15 protein-coding genes and 1 pseudogene are annotated in these 18,290 nt (G+C 67.3%); 3 read left to right on the top strand and 13 right to left on the bottom strand.

The window, feature by feature from the left end; genetic code table 11:
- Window positions 1–10: 10 nt before the first annotated feature.
- The 4 genes from V5D55_RS11445 to V5D55_RS11430 all read right to left on the bottom strand — a co-directional run bounded on the left by V5D55_RS11445 (window position 11) and on the right by V5D55_RS11430 (window position 5,417).
- Window positions 11–1,135 carry a hypothetical protein gene (locus V5D55_RS11445; protein WP_435743074.1) on the bottom strand — a complete coding sequence of 375 codons (1,125 nt, stop codon included), beginning with the start codon at window positions 1,133–1,135 and terminating at the stop codon, window positions 11–13.
- 61 nt (window positions 1,136–1,196) lie between these two features.
- On the bottom strand, window positions 1,197–3,053 hold the full coding sequence (locus V5D55_RS11440; protein ID WP_435743072.1) for a DUF4012 domain-containing protein: 1,857 nt from the start codon (window positions 3,051–3,053) through the stop codon (window positions 1,197–1,199).
- Window positions 3,054–3,150: 97 nt separating this feature from the next.
- Window positions 3,151–4,089: a GNAT family N-acetyltransferase gene (locus V5D55_RS11435; RefSeq protein WP_435743070.1), complete on the bottom strand. Its 939-nt coding sequence runs from the start codon at window positions 4,087–4,089 to the stop codon at window positions 3,151–3,153.
- A 2-nt stretch (window positions 4,090–4,091) separates the two neighbouring features.
- The gene (locus V5D55_RS11430) at window positions 4,092–5,417 is read right to left on the bottom strand and encodes a hypothetical protein (protein WP_435743068.1); all 1,326 of its coding nucleotides are present in this window, start codon (window positions 5,415–5,417) and stop codon (window positions 4,092–4,094) included.
- Window positions 5,418–5,478: 61 nt separating this feature from the next.
- On the opposite strand from V5D55_RS11430, the gene V5D55_RS11425 reads away from it, so the two are divergent.
- The 3 genes from V5D55_RS11425 to V5D55_RS11415 all read left to right on the top strand — a co-directional run bounded on the left by V5D55_RS11425 (window position 5,479) and on the right by V5D55_RS11415 (window position 8,816).
- Window positions 5,479–6,783: a lipopolysaccharide biosynthesis protein gene (locus tag V5D55_RS11425; RefSeq protein ID WP_435743066.1), complete on the top strand. Its 1,305-nt coding sequence runs from the start codon at window positions 5,479–5,481 to the stop codon at window positions 6,781–6,783.
- Window positions 6,734–7,273, top strand: a complete 540-nt coding sequence (locus V5D55_RS11420) for a GNAT family N-acetyltransferase (protein WP_435743064.1) — start codon at window positions 6,734–6,736, stop codon at window positions 7,271–7,273. The genes V5D55_RS11425 and V5D55_RS11420 overlap by 50 nt, the downstream gene beginning before the upstream one ends.
- 148 nt (window positions 7,274–7,421) lie before the next feature.
- Window positions 7,422–8,816 (top strand): hypothetical protein, encoded by a 1,395-nt coding sequence (locus V5D55_RS11415; RefSeq protein ID WP_435743061.1) that lies wholly within the window; start codon window positions 7,422–7,424, stop codon window positions 8,814–8,816.
- 359 nt (window positions 8,817–9,175) lie between these two features.
- Here V5D55_RS11415 and V5D55_RS11410 read toward each other — a convergent pair.
- From V5D55_RS11410 to V5D55_RS11370, 9 genes and pseudogenes are all read right to left on the bottom strand, one after another.
- Window positions 9,176–9,945 (bottom strand): annotated as a pseudogene (locus V5D55_RS11410) (HisA/HisF-related TIM barrel protein).
- Window positions 9,942–10,544 (bottom strand): imidazole glycerol phosphate synthase subunit HisH, encoded by a 603-nt coding sequence (hisH, locus tag V5D55_RS11405; protein WP_435743059.1) that lies wholly within the window; start codon window positions 10,542–10,544, stop codon window positions 9,942–9,944. Before hisH ends, V5D55_RS11410 begins: the two are co-directional and overlap by 4 nt.
- Complete coding sequence (locus tag V5D55_RS11400) at window positions 10,541–11,779, bottom strand: glycosyltransferase family 4 protein (protein ID WP_435743057.1); 1,239 nt, start codon at window positions 11,777–11,779, stop codon at window positions 10,541–10,543. Before V5D55_RS11400 ends, hisH begins: the two co-directional genes overlap by 4 nt.
- On the bottom strand, window positions 11,776–12,921 hold the full coding sequence (locus V5D55_RS11395; RefSeq protein ID WP_435743055.1) for a glycosyltransferase: 1,146 nt from the start codon (window positions 12,919–12,921) through the stop codon (window positions 11,776–11,778). The genes V5D55_RS11400 and V5D55_RS11395 overlap by 4 nt, the downstream gene beginning before the upstream one ends.
- A complete protein-coding gene (locus V5D55_RS11390; RefSeq protein WP_435743052.1) occupies window positions 12,918–14,039 on the bottom strand; it encodes an N-acetyl sugar amidotransferase in 1,122 nt (373 codons plus the stop codon). Before V5D55_RS11390 ends, V5D55_RS11395 begins: the two co-directional genes overlap by 4 nt.
- A complete protein-coding gene (locus V5D55_RS11385; protein WP_435743050.1) occupies window positions 14,036–14,677 on the bottom strand; it encodes a NeuD/PglB/VioB family sugar acetyltransferase in 642 nt (213 codons plus the stop codon). Before V5D55_RS11385 ends, V5D55_RS11390 begins: the two co-directional genes overlap by 4 nt.
- The gene (locus V5D55_RS11380; protein WP_435743048.1) at window positions 14,670–15,290 is read right to left on the bottom strand and encodes a sugar transferase; all 621 of its coding nucleotides are present in this window, start codon (window positions 15,288–15,290) and stop codon (window positions 14,670–14,672) included. Before V5D55_RS11380 ends, V5D55_RS11385 begins: the two co-directional genes overlap by 8 nt.
- The gene (locus V5D55_RS11375) at window positions 15,287–16,417 is read right to left on the bottom strand and encodes a DegT/DnrJ/EryC1/StrS family aminotransferase (protein ID WP_435743045.1); all 1,131 of its coding nucleotides are present in this window, start codon (window positions 16,415–16,417) and stop codon (window positions 15,287–15,289) included. The genes V5D55_RS11380 and V5D55_RS11375 overlap by 4 nt, the downstream gene beginning before the upstream one ends.
- A complete protein-coding gene (locus V5D55_RS11370) occupies window positions 16,414–18,288 on the bottom strand; it encodes a polysaccharide biosynthesis protein (protein ID WP_435743043.1) in 1,875 nt (624 codons plus the stop codon). The genes V5D55_RS11375 and V5D55_RS11370 overlap by 4 nt, the downstream gene beginning before the upstream one ends.
- Window positions 18,289–18,290: the final 2 nt, after the last annotated feature.

Below are 18,290 nucleotides of genomic sequence, written 5' to 3'. Positions count from 1 at the left end.
TCCGGGCCCGTCAGCGCTTGACGAGCAAGATCGCCGCGGCGGCCAGACGACGCACGCGTGAACCGGCGCGGCCCAGCAGCGAAGTGTTCGGCGCCTCGCCGGCGGCTCTGAGGACCTCGGCGCTCGGCCAGACCAGGCGCCAGAGCACAGCAGGTTGCTGGCGCGCCGGCACAGTGAGCAATGCTCGCAGGTGCCGTCGGGGAGCCGAAGCGGTGAGCCGCCAGGCCCAGTCTGCAGGTGGACGTGCTCCTGGATAAGCGAGCCCGGCCTCTGGGAATGCCCTCTGCAGCGGAGTCTCGAGCGCATACACGGCGTTCACCCGTTCGGCGAAGTCCACCGTCTCCTCACCTGCAGCGCGCAGCGCCATGGCGGCCGCATCGATGCTCGCCTCGCCCGCCGGAGCGCCGATGAAAGGGCGCACGCTGTGCAAGGCGGCGATCACACCGTGCAGCGCCTTCCGAGGGGTCGCGCAGACCGTTGCGGCGAACACTCGTGGCTCCGAAGCATCGAGCGCTATCGCGAAGGCCGAAGCCGGGTCGATGTCCATTCCCGGATAACGGACGTGCACGTCGATGGCACAGCCCCATTCGCTGGCCTCCAGCGTGAGGGAATGCGTGACACCGGTACCCGTGAACGGGGAGAGCAGGGGCGTCCACCCCCAATCGCGCATGGCTGCAGCGAGCCGTAGGTCGTCACCGGGTCGCACCCAGCAGTCGACGTCGCCCGAGTGTTCGCGCTCTCTCAGTCCTTGGGCGTGCAGCGTGGGGCCCTTGATGAAGACCACGTCGATGCCCTCCGACTCCGCAACACGTGCGATGAGCGCGTACACCAGCTCGTGGAATGCGGAGACGAGCCAGGGCCTGTCCAGCATCGTCACGCGTGCGCGGTGTCCGGAGTCCCGCGACGCGATGCCCATGTCCTCGAGGGCCGCCAGTATTTCACCGGCGTCGTCTGCCGCATCGATCCGGTCGGTGTTGTCCTCGAGCAGCGCCCGCCAGATCTCCGCACCGCGCCCCATCAGGAAGACCGGAGTTCCGGGAGCGACAGGTACGACGACGAGTTCGAAGCCCTGCTCCTCCAGTTCAGTCCCCCGAAGATCCAGCGCCCCGAATGCGACTGCGGTCCAACTCGGCACCCGCCAATTCTGTCAGGTCGCCGGGCGTCCGCCGACCGACCGGCCGTCAGCCGCGAAACTGCTACTCACACCCCGGAGCGTCGATCGTCACCGGGGTGTCTCGCACCATCGGGGAGTTGCGCACAGACAGCGGGCCATACGCGTCGGCATCGACACCCGGTGCACCGCTCATGGACACCACAAGGGTGGACGTGCTGGTCGGCGGCGTCACCACAGCGAGGCGGACCACGTCGCGCCCGAGGTGGGTCGTGTGCGTGGTCGCCGCGTACTCCTTGCCGTTGAGCGTCCAGCTCTCGATCTTCGCCCCGACGGGCGCGTACACCACGAAGTCCGTCGCGATGTCCCCCGGCGTGTAGTACGGGCCCGTGATGTAGCCGGGGAGCGCCCGCGCGTCGTCACGGGTGATCGTGTTCTCGAATGCGACGGTCGTCGTCCAGGACGGCTCAGCCGACGCCGTGCACTGGTCGGAGGCGACACTCACGGCGGCGTCGACGTAGTAGTCCATCTTCGCGCCGGTGGTGTCGTTGAAAAAGACACCGACCGTCGTCTCGTTGGTGTTCTCGACGGGAAGAATGCCTGAGGCAGGCGATGCGCCGAGCAGCGCCTGCTCCTCGGGATCCGCCGTCCACACCTTTATGCGTCCCTCGTCGGCCGAGCGGGTGATGGCGTTGACGAAGGCCACGGGGTCCGCCGCGCCCTGGGTCATGGCCGCGAAGATCGACGCCGAGGCTCCCGCGAAGAAGAGATTGGACTCGACGCCGGTCGGGTACGCGAAGTACGCACCGTTCAGGAGCAGCGACACGGCGTTGTCGCTGGTCAGGCTCTCCCCTGTCGGAAGCTGCAGCGGTCCGGTCGCGACCAGCATGTAGCTCAGAGCGACCGGGTCCACCGAGATCACTCCGTCGATCTTCTCGTCCGAGCGCTGCGCCCACCAGGCCTTCGCCAGAGCGGCGCTCGTCGGGAAGTCGGGCGTGGCGGTGAGGTTGGCGATCCAGCGTCCGATCGTGTCCGAGTACACCGCCTCGGTCTCGGGGTCCAGGGGCATCACGGGCTTCGGCAGCGCGATGTCGAACTCCGTCGCCGCAGCCTCGTTCGCGATCGTCAGGGCGCCGTTCTCCACGTGCACCAGGATGAACGACCCCGGGCCGCCCCCGGCCGCGCGCGCCTCCGCGTTGCCCTGGAACATCAACAGGTAGTTGCGGGGACCCTCAGCGCCCAGCGCGTCGGGAAGAACAGAGATGATGCTCTCGGCTGGTTCCAGCACGCCGTCCAGACGCTCGAGAGTCGCCCCAACATCTGCGACACCGGCGTCGACCTGATCGATGAGTGCACCTCGATCGATCGCCTCGATCGACGTCAAAGAGGACCGGATGGATGCCGCCATGTCGGCCACCTGCGCAGAGAGACTCTGCAGCGCCGCGACATCCACGCGCCCCTGTGCGGGCTTCAGCGAGTTGAGATCGAGGGCGCTCGCGGGTGTCAGCACATCTGAGCCCAACGCGGAGGCGACCTGGGTCACGATACGGACGGCGCGGAGATTCTCTGTGACCGGCAGCGGGAGGGAGGAGGCGAACCCCCAGAGTCGCCCGCTGGTCGCCTTCTCGGCCTGCGCCGCGTCCTCCGAGAACGCGCGCGCCGCTGCGGCCGCGGCCTCGGGATCGGAAGCGAGGAGCGCGGCCTGCAGGTCTTCCGCGTGGGGCATGGCCGCTGTGAGGTGCGTGCGTGCCTCCTGCGCCTGCCCGACGATGCGCTGAGCGGCCCAGATACTCACGGCCACACCCGCAACGAGGATGACGGCGACGCTCGCCCACACCCAGGCGCGGACCCGCCCGCGCTTCCGGCGGGCCTGGGCGTCGTCGTCCCGCGAGCGATCCCGCAGTTGCCTGCGGGAGGGGGGCGGAGTCTCGGATTCGGGCATCCTGTCCATGATGACACGGAAACCGGCACAGACCGCGAGAGCGCTGAGAGGCTCCGTCGAGGGCAGGATGATCTCCGGCCCGAAACCGAACCGGAGGTCAGCGGCGGAGCATCCTCCACGCCTCGAAGGCGAGGGCGCCCGCTCCCGAGCTCCGTGAGACGAAAGAGTAGGGGGACTGAACGGCGCCGAACTTGCGGTAGAACTCCTCCACAGGCTCGAGCATCGACCCTTCGAAGTCGAAGATGTCGGTGAACTCGGCCGCTGCCTGGATAGCCCGCCAGTGCACCAGATTGCCGGCACCGCTGCGGCGGAGTTCCGGGTCAGCGCCGGTGACGAGCAGATAGGCCCGGGCCTGGTCCCCCACGATGTACGCCGCCGCGTGCGCGCGGCCCTGGTCGTCCCGCGCGACGAGCGCCCTCCTCTGGCCATGACGGGTCGCCGCGGCATCGATCCGGCGGAGCAGATCCGGAGAGTACGGCAGTGTCTTGCCCTGGCGCTGGAAGGTCTTCTCCGCGAGCCTGAGCACGTCCTCGACGTCATCGCTCTCCGTGACCTCGACGACTCGCTCGGCCTGGCGGACCAGGTTTCTCGTCGTCTTGCTGAACCCGGCGAGCAGCTGAGCCGGGTTGCGCAGGCCGTCGAGGACGTAGCTGTAGCGCGTCGTCTGGGTGAAGCCCTGCCAGTGGAACGGCAGCCAGTTCGTGACCTCGCCGTGGAAGTTCTGCCGGAAAATGTCGTGCGCCGGAAGGCCGGTGATCAGCCGGGTGTACAGATCCTTCTCGCGGGCGAGTCGCTTCGAGTGTCCGCCGGGAGTCGGCTGCATCCACGGACCGAGCGCCTGCGTCAGGGCAGGCTGACCGAGCATCCGGAGTCCGAGCCGCTTCGTCACGACGAAGGGGAGCCGGGCGACCGTGCGACCGCCCTCCTCGATCTCGACGGCGTCCCAGTGCCCGGGGGCGGTCGCTTCCAGCCACCATGGCTGCTGGAAGATGGAGTACGCGGAACTCTCCGGGGCGGGGGTGCGGGCGTCGCTCACGGTCAGCTCAGTGCTCCTCGGTCGTCGGTGCGTGGAGTTCCGCCCACCGGTGCGGGGGAATCCGGAAGGCCGACCGTGGCGAAGGAGGACATCATGGTGTCGTCCACCGTCGGCGCCACCCGCTCCAGGCCGAACGAGCGGCAGTAGTCGCCGGCCTCATAGCCGCCTTCGTCGAGCACGCCCTGGGTGGGGATGTAGCCGATCACCTGATCGGTGCAGCCTACGCACATGACGAACGGCGCCGACTCGCGGCTCCGCAGCCGAGCGGCGTACTCCACGACGACCTCCGCGCTCACGCCGTACACGGCGAGTGATCCGCCCAGCGCGATCCGCCCGAAGGTCACGTCCGCGATCGCCGGCCCTTCGACGAACCGCCCGGCCGGTGCCGTCGTGCGCGCAGCCTCGACAGGCGTCGTCGGGATCGGCGCGGCGGCGCGGACCGTCGAGATCACGGTCTCAGCGAGGCTGGAACACCAGCGGCGGTAGCTCGGCCAGGTCATGTCCTCGAAGAGCCGGCCCGTCAGTAGCTGCCGGAGACGGCGGCGGATGCTGTGCACTTCCGCGCTGGCGTTCGGTCGCACGTCGCCGGAGAAGCCCTGCAGATAGAGGACGGGGAGACCGTCGAACTCAGTATCGGCACGGAGCTCCTGGCGGACGCGACCAGGAAAGTGGCCGCTGACGGCATTGCGGACGGGGCCGCCGACCGGATGGCACGCGTAGTTCCAGACGACGGCGATGGGTCGGTCAGATGTGTCTCTGGCGACCAGGACCGTCAGCCGTTCGTCGGTCGGCCCCTCCGGATTCGGCGCGTTGACGACGTGGTTGATCCGTGGCCGTCTGGCGATGACGAGCTTCTTTCGAAGGCGACGGTTGATACTGTGCCGCGCAACCGCTTCGCCAGCGGCCAGGGAGACGGGCGTCGGGACCGTCTTCAACGCCTCCTCGACCGCGGTTGTCACCTCGCCCACGAGCCAGGCCATGTAGTCCGCATCTGGCCGGCCGAGTAGTGGCTTGGTGTCGTCGGTCATGGGAGCCCGATGGGTGTGGCTCGCCGCGACGATGATCCGGTCCGGCGTGAGCGGAGCAGCGGCCGACTCCACCGCCGCGCGCAGCTCGGTCCCGGGGTAGAGGAGATCGAGGGTCACGACGAGCATCGACGGTTTCGCGGGCTCGGACCACAGCGCGAGGACGTTCACCTCGATGTCAGATTCCACCCCTTCCCAGGGCAGCGACTCGGAGTCCGAAGCGCCCAACGACACGGGTCTGTCCGGGGAGATGCGCCGAGACACCGCAGCCGCCAGAGCGGCGTCGGGAGGGAGAGTTGACATCGTGACGATCCTATCGTCGCGGCGGTGAGCGACCCCGTGCGCCGTAAGCCAGAATGAGAGCATGGTTCTCGGGCGACTTCGGTTGGGTGCGGCGTCGCGAGGGGTGCTGGCGATCACTTCGGGAACCTTGGTCGGGCAGATCATCGTTGCGGTGGCGACGCCCTTTCTCTCGCGCATGTATCCGCCGGAGGCGTTCGGCGCGTTCTCGACCGTGCTCGCCGTGGCCAGTGCGATCGGCCCGGCGACCGCACTCAAGTTCGATTCGGCGATCCTGCTTCCCAAGAAGGAGGCGGACGCACGCAATCTGCTCGGTCTCGCCATCCTCTCGACCACCGTGGTGGCCGTGCTCTCCGGCATCGTCATGGCCTTCCTCGGGCCCGTTCTCCTCCCGGGGATGACCGACGCCATTCCGTTCGCCGCCCTGTGGATCGGTGCCCTGATCCTCACGACCGGCCTGTTCACCAGCCTCGTCCAAGCAGCACTGAGGTCGAAGAGCTACGGACTCGTCGGCTGGCGGTCGGCGATCCAGTCCATCGGGACCACCGTCGCGCAGCTGTCGTTCGGACTCCTCGGGCCGTCGCCCAGCGGGTTGCTCGGAGGAGCGCTCCTGGGACGCCTTCTCGGTTTTGGAGCCCTCGCCCGTTCGCTGCGGCCTCTTCTCGCCGCCCGAGGCGGCGCGTCGATGAGGCAGCTCGCGCACACATACTGGCGCAGCCCGGTGGTTCTCGCGCCGTCGTCTCTGCTCAACGCCCTCGGCAGCCAGCTTCCTCTCATCCTGCTCTCGGCATGGTTCGGGGCGGGAGCCGCCGGCCAGCTCGGAATGGCGCAGCGTCTCGTGTTCCTCCCCGCGGCACTCATCGGAGCCGCGCTGGCACAGGTATTCGGTGCCGAGATTGCCCAGCGACTGCGCGATGGCGCCGGCTCCTCCCGAGCACTGTACCTGCGCGCGACCTGGCGCATCAGCGCCGTCGCCGTGCCCATGTGCACCCTCATCCTCGTCCTGTCGCCCTGGGCTCTGCCCTGGATCCTCGGAGCCGACTGGGAGGCGAGCGGGTATCTCGCGCAGGGCATGGCCATCTCGGCGAGCGTCAGCCTCATCGTGTCCCCTCTGAGCCAGGTCTATACCGTGCATCAGTCGGTCGCTTCGTTGGCGATCGATGCCTCGCGCGTGGCTCTGATCCTGGGGGCCGGGGCGATCGCCCTCGCGCTCGGTCTGGGAGTCGTCGAGACCGTCTGGGTGATATACGGCGCACAGGTCGTCAACTACATCGCGACCTGGCTCTACGGACTGCGGATCGTCTCTCGAAAGGTGTCTCATGCGTCGCGTGATCAAGATCTACCGGAACAAGAGCTACCGCTGGCCTGACGACGTACCCGTGCCGACGGCCACGATCGCGATGCAGGCGATCAGCCAGGACAACGCCGACCTGGTGACCGCGATCCGGGAGGAGTCACTTGCGACGGTGTTCCGCAAGTTCGCCGCGGAAGGTCGACACGGCATCTTCGCGATGCTCGACGGGGTGCCGGCGGGCCATGCCTGGATCACCACTCCCGCGGACACCTCTCAGGTCGTCAACTCGTACGCGCGGCTGGCGGCCGGCGACTGCCTGATCCACTACTGCTTCGTCGATCCGACGCACCGCGGAAAAGGCGTGTACGCCCAGATGCTGCATGCGCTCACGGCGTGGGCGTTCGCGGCCGGTGCGCATCGCGTGCTGGTGGACACGGGCGACGACAACATCGCATCGCAGCGTGGAATCCTGCGTGCGGGATTCGCGGAGGATCAGACAACCGTCGATGTCGTCGTCGCGCGCCGGCTGGTGTGGAGCAGGCATCGCCCGGTCACCGCGACCTGAACCGTCGCGCGCAGCCGCCCCTTAGCCAGGGCACGTCCCTACGCTCTGCGCGTTGTTACCTCGGTGCGGAGCGGGGACCACGTCGCAGGCATTCGCGGGCCTGACCTATGCCTTTCAGCGAAGCGAATGTTGGGTAGGCTCGTGGCCTGTGGAACGCATCGATGAGAAGTGGGGACCGGGTATCCCCCGAGCGCGTACCTCACCGTCGATTCCGGCCCGCGAGTTCTTCCTCATTCCGCTCGCCGTGCTGGTGTTCGCCTTTGCCCTTCATTGGGTATACGCGGAGCTCATCTCGCCACCTTTCGCCTACCTCGGGTACCGGTACCGGGAACCGACCGTCGAGCCTGTAATCCTGTCCCTGGTTCTCGCGACGGCGGCGGCGCTCGCGCTCCCGCGCCGGATGGAACGCGCGTCGTCCGTAGTGCTCTGGATTCTCTACGTCGTGACCGTCGCCCCGGCGATCCTCATGACGACATACACGACATACCGAACCGACGGCGAGGGCCTCATACTCGGCACGGTCATCGCACTCGTCTTCATCGGGATCAGCCTCGGTGTGCGGGGGAAGATCCGCCCGCTGCAGTTTGCCGTCTCTCCGACGTCGATATGGATCGTGTTGATCATGATCTCGCTCGTCACATACACGCTCCTCGCGGTGACGCAGGGCCTCAGCTTCACATTCATCGACCTTCTCGACGTGTACGACGTGCGCGAGGAGTACGCCACGAACCTCGAGGGCGTCGGCATCCTCAGCTACCTCGTCTTCATCCAGGCGAACGTCGTGAATCCGATGATGGTCGCGCGCGGTCTCTTCCTCCGCAACCATCTGTGGACCGCGTGGGGCCTAGTCGGCCAACTGATCCTGTACACGACCACCGGGTTCAAGGCGATGCTGTTCGCGATCCCCGCGTGGTTGCTCATCGCCTTCATCCTGCGCGCCCGAAAGCGCAACGCTGACGGCCTCACGTTGGTGTGGGGTGCGGGTGCGCTGATCATCGGCTCCGCAGTCATCGACCACCTCACGAACTCGATCCTGCTGACTTCACTGTTCTCCCGCCGGTTCCTCGCCACCCCGGGGGTCTTCACTCAGGTCTATGTTCAGTTCTTCTCCGAGAACCCGCAGGTGCATCTCGGGCATTCGGTGCTGCGCGCGTTCGTTGACTACCCGTACGAACGCACCCCGCCCTATGTGATTGGCGAGTGGATGGCCGGGCTGCCGACGATGGCCGCGAACGCGAACATGTTCGCCGACGGCTTCGCCAACTTCGGCTGGCTGGGTCTCGTCGGCGCAGGTGTCGTTCTCCTCATCTACCTGCGGATCCTCGACGGCGTCTCCGACGGACTCCCTATCGGTGTCGTCGGCATCATCATGACCATGCCGACTGTCGCACTGTCGAATACATCCGTACTGACGGCGATGCTCTCCCACGGACTAGTCGCTGCCCTGGTGTTGCTCGCTATCATGCCTCGCGACTTCACGCGCGAGAAGAAGGCGAAGGAGCTGCCGAACTATGCGGCGCGAGGACGACCGCGGCCCCGCTGACACGAGCCTCAATAAGCCGAGGTCACCTGCGGAAGCTGGCGTGATCGAGGGGGACCACTGTGGGCGATATCGATTCCGGGTAGCCCGTACTACACCACTGGAAACGTCACGGTGATGTCGATCGGATTGGGCGGCGTATACGGAGCGAGAGTCATGACCGTGACCTTCGCCACGATCAAGCGGGGGCTTTGGTTCCCAGACGTCGAGCCATACTCCGCGAGGTTGTCCGTAGGTATGGGTCTCAAGGACCCGGACCGGTCGAAATAACATCGCGGTCAGCGCGGCTCGGGTACCGCAACATCTAGTCGAGCGCCGCGGTCATCCGGTCGGGGGGCACTTGGCGCCTCTCTTGCACGCAGTCACGATGCGAACTGGGCGAGCAAAGCGACGACGTCGGGCTGCGGATAGGTGATAAGCACCGCGTCCCGCCTGCCGTAGAAGACGAACTGGCTGCCCGCGGCGACGGCGCTCGCACCCGCCTGGAGCGCGGCAGCGAAATCTTCGACATCGTGTGACCCGCCGAGCGCGATCACGGGCACCCGGACCGCGGAGGCGACAGCACGGATCGCCTCGAGGTCGTATCCCGTTCGCAGGCCCTCCCGATCGGTCGCTGAGACGAGGATCTCGCCCGCACCGGATACGACCGCCCGCCGCGCCACGGCATCGACCGCCTCGGTTTCGGTGCGTGTTCCCGACCGGCTCACGGCCACAAGCTCCCCGGCGGCGCTCCGCCGTACATCTATGCTCGCGACGACACTCTGCGACCCCAGCTCAGCACTCATCGACTCGACCGCGCGCTGGTCGCGGAAGAGCGCCGAGTTGACGATCACCTTCTCGATGCCGAGTCCCACGACCTTTCGGGCTTGCTCCGCCGTGCGCAGCCCGCCGCCGTATGCGACGGGCATGAACGCCTCCGAGGCGATGTCGGCGAGGAGCGGATATGCCGGCTCCGCTGCGATCGGCTGGCCGCGATGTCGATGACGACCAGCTCGTCAACCTGCTTCTCATTGAAGATCTTCACCGCGTTGATCGGATCGCCGAGGTAGCGCGGGCTCTGATACTGGCGGGTCTTGACCAACCAGCCCCCCTCATCGATCTGCAGCACGGGGATCACTCGCGGGCCGATCATGAACGACTCCATTGATCGAGCATCTGCATCCCGAACGCGTGGCTCTTCTCCGGGTGGAACTGCGCACCGGTCACGTTCTCTCGGCTCACCATGGACGTGAACTCACCTCCGTAGTCGCTTCGCGCCAGTTCATCGCGATCATCTGCTACGACTACCCGGTAGCTGTGCACGAAGTAGAACCGGTGATCGGCGGGCAACCCGTGGACGAGCGGCGCCGGCGTGCGTACGTCGAGCTGGTTCCATCCCATGTGCGGTACCCGCCGCCCCCGCGAGTCCTCGAACCGCACGCTGCGCCCGGGGATGAGTCCCAGCCCCTGTGAGACGCCCTCTTCGCTCGAGTCAAGGAGGAGTTGCATCCCGAGGCAGATCCCCAGAACTGGGCGTCCCGTACGCGCGTGGTTCCGGATCGCCTCGTCGAATCCGCCGACGCCGAGCTTCTCGGTGGCTGTATCGAAAGCGCCGACGCCGGGTAGCAGTAGCCGGTCGGCCACCGCGATCCTCTCAGGGTCTGCCGAAAGCTCGGCCTCCTGCCCGATCCGCCGGAACATGTTGACCAGAGAGCCGATGTTCCCCACCCCGTAGTCGACGATCGTGATCATGCTGGTCTCTTCTCGGCTGGAGTGATGCATGCGAGGAGCACGTCGTCGAGACGGGCTGCCAGGGCACGGTAGTCATAGTTCGCGACGACATGGGCGCGAGCGTTCGCAGCCCACCTCTCGCGGTCTTTCGCTGCGGAACGTGATGACATCTCCGCCATCGCCTTCCCCAAGGCCGTCGCGTCGTCGGCGGGGACGACCATGCCGGCATCGGCATCGGCCACGAGATTGTTTCGCGCGTTGCTGGCGATCAGGATCGGCCGAGCGGATGCGGCATAGTCGAACAGTTTGTTCATGCTCACGCCGTAGCGGTACACATCAAGATCCAGGATGTTGATGACCATGGCATCTGCGCGCCCCACGAGCGAGGGCACCTGATCCTTGGGCACCGGCGACTCGAAGGCGACCTGCCCGGCGGACAGTGAAGCGGCGACGCGGCGCTCGATCGCCGCGCGCTCCGCGCCGTCGCCCACGATCACGAGCCGCAGCCGGAGGTCGTCGACAGCGACAGCCAGGAATCCGTCGACGATCGCGCCGACGCCGTTCGCGCGCCCGACCGAGCCGAGGTACATGAAGACGAAGTCGTCATTCGCCTCGCGCGTCGCGCCGGTGAAGTCGGCAGTGTCGGTACCGTTCGAGATCCAGACGACCTTGTCCGCCGGGACACCCTGGGAGACCAGGTATTCCGAGGCGAAGGGCAGCAGAGTGATCACGGCAGCAGCCCGCGCGCACAGTGCGCGTTCGAGGCGCCGCAGCATCCAGGTCACGGGCCCGCGCGGAGGGAGCTTGCCCATGTCGATCAGCGTCTGCGGCCACAGGTCGCGGATCTCGAACACGAAGGGCACGCCAGCGCGCCGAGCCAAGATCGAGGCCGCCCACGCGGCCAGCGGGTGCACAGTGCTGCCGATAACCACGTCGGGGCGAGGAAGACCGCGTACACTCGCGCGCCGGAGCAACGCGGCGGTGAAGGCCGCCATGTTGCGCAGCCTGCTCAGCCCGCCGCGGTATTCGGACGCGGGGAGGAACCGGAATGTCACACCGTCTCTCACGCGGTCGGAGGCTCCCCGCTCGGGGAGTCCACGACGCCGCAGGCCGGACGGATGCTCGGTGCTGGCGGCAAGCAGCACCACGTTCCATCCCCGCTCCACCAGCCCGCGCGACAGCGAGAAGTGCCGGGACCCCGACGCCGTCTCCTGGGGATCCGTGGCGTAGTGATTCACGATCCACACGGTCTTCATGCGGCTCCCAGCACTCGACGGTACTCGCTCAACATGCGGGCGGACTCTTCCGGCCAATGCGGCAGCGCGACCTGCGTGACGGCGGCGCGCCCCTCGGCGATGCTCTCGTCGGCGAGCGTCGCCATCGCCTCGGTGAGCGCGTCGACCGTGGCGCCGATCTTCCAGGCCGTGGCTTCTCCGCCGAGCAGGCGATCGACTTCGACGAGATCGGTGTAGAAGAAGGGGATGCCGGCCATCGAGTACTCGAGCGCCTTGTTCGGCAACGACAGCGCATAGGAGAGGCAGGTCGGCTCGATCAGGCAGAGTCCGACGTCTCCCCCGGCCACCGTGTCCACGACCGCATCCGCGGGCACGGCATCCAGGTGGTGGATGTTGACATGCTCTGCGGCGGCACGACGGACATCGTCCGCAAGCGCACCGCTGCCGATGAAGACGACGTGATCGCCGGACGACTCCCGTGCGGCGAAAGCGCGAAGGATCTCCGAGACGTGACGGTGGGCGACGATATTCCCGACGTGCACGTAGACCCGCGCCTCGGCGGGGATCGCGAACCTGCCGCGCAGATCGACGGGACGCGGGTCCTCCACCCGGGTCGGGGCGTTGCGTACCGAGGTCACCCGCATCCCGGGGTAGGCCCTGCGGTACCAGTCCGCGATCGACTCGTTGACGACGAAGACCGCGTCGCAGCGGCGGATGTAGAACCGCTCGATCAGGCGGAACACCTTGCCCTGGATGCCTCCCGATGTGGAGGTCTCGGTCTCGAGCTCGTGCGTGTCGTAGATCAGGGCTGCCCGATGTCGGCGCGCGAGCGCATGACAGACCGGGAGCACCGCGACGGAATGCGCGTTGACAGCGCGCACGTCGGTCGCACGCCAGGCGCGATACGCGGCGCGCGACCATGCCAGCTGCTCGCGGATGCGACCGAGGATCGAGCGGGGCCGCTCGTCGGCCGGCGCACCGACGCGCTCGATCATGCGCCGGTCGTCCAGAACCTCGCGGTCGGGAAGCCCGTGCGACTTCTGACCGCCGATGACGATCCGCTCGAAGAGTCCGGCGTCCGCGACCGCCCGCGTCTGACGGAAGATGCGGCTCTCGTTGACGATCGGAGCCGGGTAGATGTGGAGGTTCACGCTCTGGCTCATCGTGGATACAGTCCCAGCTTGCGCAGCCGGTTCACCAGCCCGCGCAGGAACTGCACGAACCCGTAGGAGTTCCGATAGTCGCGGTAACTTGCCGCCGGTTCGTCGACGATCGCGTCGAGCTGCTCGGTGGTGAGGGAGAGCTTCTTCCGGAGGAGGATCTCGTCCTCGGTGCGCAGCCGCTCGCTGTAGTCGCTCTCGGCCACGGCGGCGAGGGCTTCCGGCCGCGTGATCTGACCCGAGTTGATCAGGTCGGAGTAGTGCCCGCGGCGCTTGTCGATCCCGAACTTGCGCACGAGGTAGAACCCCTGGACCCACCGCGTGAAGATCGACTCGTAGTGCTTCCCCTCGTAAGGGACCCAGCCGAGCTGCTCGACCAGTTCGCCCATCGCGCGGGACTTGTCGTAGTCCAGGTAGTTGAGGATCGAGACGATCCGCACCCGCCGCACGAAGGTCGTCCAGGCGAGGGTGAAGAATCCGAAGTGCGGATAGGTCCGCAGCGGCACCCGGCCGAACCGTCGGTGCACGTCATTGAGGTAGCGCCAGTCCGAGTGGCCGTAAGACCACGAGGGAACGCTGATGGATTCGGTGGCGAAGTTCATGCCGGAGATGATGAAGCGGATGCCGTGGACGCGCGCGACCCTCCACAGGGTGGCCTGGATCGCGTGATCGCTGGGGATGTCCGCGTCCGGCGTCGACGCGCGCAGGAATGAACGCTGCAGGTCGTAGAACTCGTCGAGGCGCAGCACCTCGGTGTGCAGGTCGATGTCGAGGACGCGGAGGAGACGCTCGATGTTCAGAACGGCGAGCGCGGAGTTCCATCCGTTGTCGACGTGCACGGCGAGGGGCCGCAGTCCGAGTTTCTTCACCTGTAGGGCGACGTACGAGCTGTCCACTCCCCCGCTGACGCCGATGATGCAGTCGTACTCCTTGCCTCGGCCGGCACGTGAGATCGACTCGACGACCTGGGCGAGCTTCGCCGGGCGCTGCTCTACCGGCACGACTCGCGATTCGAGAAGCGCGTCGTAGCGGATGCAGTGGTTGCAGACACCATCGACCAGAACCAGGTCCGGGTCGACCGCGGAATTCATGATGCAGCGCGTGCATTCTCGAACGGTCATCGAGCGGGCACTCCCTTCACTGTCGTCGCCGCCGTGACGTCCTTCGTGACGCACGCCGCCGCCCCCACGATCGCTCCGGCACCGACCGTCAAACCCTGGAGCACGACGGATCCCGCCCCGAGGAGAACGCCGTTCTCGACGACGACGTTCCCGGACACGATCGCGCCGGGGTTGACCGAGACGAAATCGGCCAGGGTCGCGTCGTGGCCGATGATGCTCGCGGGGTTGAGGTGCGCGTGATCGCCGATGGTCACGTTGGTGGAGACCTGCACACCGGAGGTGATGACGACGCCGTCACCGATACGTGTCTGCGATCCGATCACCGCGCGCGGATGGATGAGCGTGGTCGCGCGGAGGCCCGCGTCCGTGAAGCGCCGAGCGACGACCTCGCGCACGGCGGGTGATCCGATGGCCACGACGAAGTGCTCGTCGCCGGCAGCCGTGGGGAGCCACTCCTCGTCCGTGCCGAGGTAGACGATGCCGCGCTCTCCCAGCCGGCCGAGGTCGACGGGCCGCGGACCCGAGTCGACGACACCCAGCAGCTGCAGGGGCTCGCCGGCAGCGATCAGCGCCTCGACGACGTCGAGCGTCTCGCGCCCGAATCCGCCGGCGCCGATGACCACGATCCGCTCAGCCATGCGTCTCTCCGAACTTCGTCATGGTCGCGTGGCCTTCCGCCGAGATGCCCTCGCGCTTGACCACCGAGCCGATGGTCGCGAGCACGATCCGCAGGTCGAGGCCGACGCTGCGCCGATCGACGTAGCGTACGTCCTGCGCGAACTTGTCCTCCCAGGAGATCGCGTTGCGGCCGGTGACCTGCGCAAGTCCGGTGATGCCGGGCCGCACCTCATGACGGCGGGCCTGCTCCGGCGTATAGCGCTCGAGGTACTCGACCAGCAGCGGCCGCGGGCCGACCACGCTCATGTCGCCGCGCAGCACGTTCCACAGACTCGGCAGTTCGTCGAGGCTCGTAGAGCGCAGCCGAACACCGAAGGGCGTGAGCCGATCGGCATCCGCCACCCAACCCCGCGACTCGTCCACCGAGCGCATCGAGCGGAACTTGTACAGCGTGAAGATCCGACCGTCCCGACCAGGGCGCTTCTGCGCGAACACGACGGGGCGTCCGAGCTTCACGGCCACGAGCACGGCCGTCGCGAGGATGACGGGCGAGAGCACGACGAGTGCGATGACGGACGCGACGACGTCGAGTGCTCGTTTGACGAGATCGTAGGGACGGACTCGGATGCTCATCGGCTCAGGAAACCGCGGATGCCGGCGACGACGCGCTCGCGCTGAGCCGGCGTGAGGGCTGATCCGCTGGGCAGGGTCAGTCCCCGCGCGAACAGCGAGTCCGAGGCACCGCTGACCTTGCTGCGCGAGCCGGCGAAGACCGGCTGCGCGTGCATCGGCTTCCACAGCGGGCGGCTCTCGATGTCGTCTGCTGCCAGTGCCGCCGCGAGCTCGGACGGCTCCCATCCGGTCGTCGCCGCGTCGACGACGATCGACGTGAGCCAGACGTTGTCGGCCTCATCGCCCTCGGCGCCGAAGACCTCCACGCCATCGACCTCGGCGAACAGCTGCTTGTACAGCTCGCGCATCTCACGGCGTCGGGCGATCATCGCGTCGAGGCGCACGAGCTGCGCCCGGCCGAGAGCTGCGAGCAGGTTGCTCATCCGGTAGTTGTACCCGATGTCGGTGTGCTCGTAGTGCGCCACGGGCTGCCGCGCCTGAGTGGCGAGATAGCGCACGTGGTGCGCGAAGTCGCCATCGTCCGTGAGCAGCATGCCGCCCCCGGAGGTCGTCATGATCTTGTTGCCATTGAAGGACACGACGGATGCGGCGCCGAAGCTGCCGGCCGCGCGGCCGACGTGCGTGGCGCCCAGCGACTCCGCGGCATCCGACAGCACGGGAACGCCGAACTCCTCGGCGATCGCGAGGACCGTGGTGTAGTCGACGGCCTTGCCGAGCAGATCCACCGGCACGATCGCCGACACGCGCTCGCCTGCCGCGCGGAGCTCTGCGAGGGCCTCGCGCAACAGCCCGGTGTCGATGTTGCCGGTCGCCGGATCCGCATCGATGAAGTACGGCTCGGCACCCGTGTAGACGATCGCATTGGCTGTCGCCGCGAACGTCATGGACGAGGTCAGGACGACGTCTCCCGGCTGCACGCCGAGCGTGAGGAGACCGAGGTGGAGCGCGGCAGTTCCCGAGCTGAGGGCCACGCCGTGCGCGACTCCGACCCGTTCCGCGAGCTCGCGTTCGAAGGCGTCGACGTCAGGACCGAGGGGAGCGATCCAGCCGGAGCGCATCGCCGCGACGACCGCCTGCTCCTCCGCCTCACCGACGTCGGGCGACGACATGTAGATCCGTTCGCTCACGCGTCGGCTGCCTTCTCGAGACGGATCGGTTCGATGACGACGGTGTCGTTGTTCCGCGGTGTCGCGAACATCCGCTCCATCCATCCGGCCTTGTCGAGCCGATCGGGTGTGATGATGTCGGCCTGTGTGTGCGAGACCTTCGGGTGGAACGGCCGCTCGAGGTGCTCGCGCGCGCCGACGAGTTCCTCGTGCAGCTTCTCGCCTTGCCGGAGGCCGGTGAACACGATCTCGATGTTCTTGCCCGACATCGCGATCATGCGCTTGGCGACCTCGAGGATCGAGACCGGCTCACCCATGTCGAGGATGAGGACCTCACCCGCGCGACCGATGCCGCCGGCCTGGACGACGAGCTGGCACGCCTCGGGGATGGTCATGAAGTAGCGCGTCGCGTCGGGGTGCGTGACGGTGATCGGGCGCCCTTCGGCGATGAGCCGCTGGAAGGTCGGCAGCATCGAACCACGGCTTCCGATCACGTTGCCGAACCGCACCGAGAGGTAGCGCATCCCCGTCTCGGACCCCGCCCAGGCCGTCAGCTTCTCGGCGACGCGCTTGGAGTGCCCGAGCACGCTCGTGGGATTGGCCGCCTTGTCGGTCGAGATGTTGACGAAGGTCGAGACGCCGACTCGGCGCGCAGCGTTGATCACGTTCAACGAGCCGATGACGTTCGTCTTCCAGGCCTCGTCGGGATACTGCTCGAGCATCGGGAGGTGCTTCAGGGCCGCCGCGTGGAACACCACGTCGGGTCGCCGCTCGTCGAAGATGCGGTCGAGGAGGTCGATGTCGCGGATGTCGGCGAGCACCACGTCGTTGGTGTCGAGCAGTCCGTGACCGGACGTTCCGAGCTGGGCGTACTGCAGCCCTGTCTCGTCTCGGTCGAGCATGATCAGCTCGCGCGGACCGAACTTGGCGAGCTGTCGGCAGAGCTCTGAGCCGATGGACCCGCCGGCACCGGTCACGAGAACTCGTCGGCCGGTGATGTATCCGGCGATCAGCTCGACGTTGGTGTCGACCGGATGCCGCCCGATGAGGTCTTCGATGCTGATGTCGCGCACGTCGCTGAACGATTCCTCGCCCGACTTGAGCGTGATCATCGGCGGCGTCACGGCGACGCGGAGTCCCGCAGCCTCGGCGCGGTCGCTGATCTTCCGCAACAGCGTGCTGTCGGCACTGCCGATCGCGATGATCGCGAGCTTCGCCCCGGTGCGCTGTGCGGCCGCGGCGAACTCTCGCGTGCTGCCGACGACGGGCACGCCTCTGAGCCGGAGTTTGCGCTTGTCGGGGTCGTCGTCGATCAGACCGACGGCACGAATGGGCGAACTCGGATCGGTGGTGATGTTCGCGAGGAGCTTGTCGGCGATGAATCCCGCGCCGACGATGAGCGCTGCATCCGCATCCTGACCCGGCTTGCGTGCACGGTCGATGAGGAGCCGGGCCATGTACCGCACACCGAACATCAGCAGCAGCACGAAGGGGAAGGCGAGCAGCAGCGTTCCTCGCGGAACGCCGATCACCGGACCGATCGGGATGACCAGGAGCGACAGGGCGAACGCCTCGATCACGACGATGATGCCGACGGCACGGACCTCGTCGAACGAGCCGTAGCTGAATCGCCCCCGATACAGACCCGTCACGTAGCCGGCGACCATCTGGATGCCCCCGGCGACGAGCGCGAGGGTGGTCGTCGCGATCCAGCCGCGCGCGTCCATCACGAACTCGAATCGGAGAGCGATCGCGAGCACCACGCCGAAGCTCCAGGCGAGTCCGTCGATCAGCGCGGCGAGCAGGCGACGACGCCGCTGCTTGACCGACACCTCCGAAAATACCGGAATATCGCCCGTCGACGTATCGACGTACTCCTGTTTGGCACTCAAGA

The organism is Microbacterium sp. PMB16 (assembly GCF_051294855.1).
Lineage (GTDB): Bacteria > Actinomycetota > Actinomycetes > Actinomycetales > Microbacteriaceae > Microbacterium.
The sequence above is the reverse complement of the archived record's forward strand: the minus strand, read 5'-3'. Positions and strand labels throughout refer to the sequence as shown.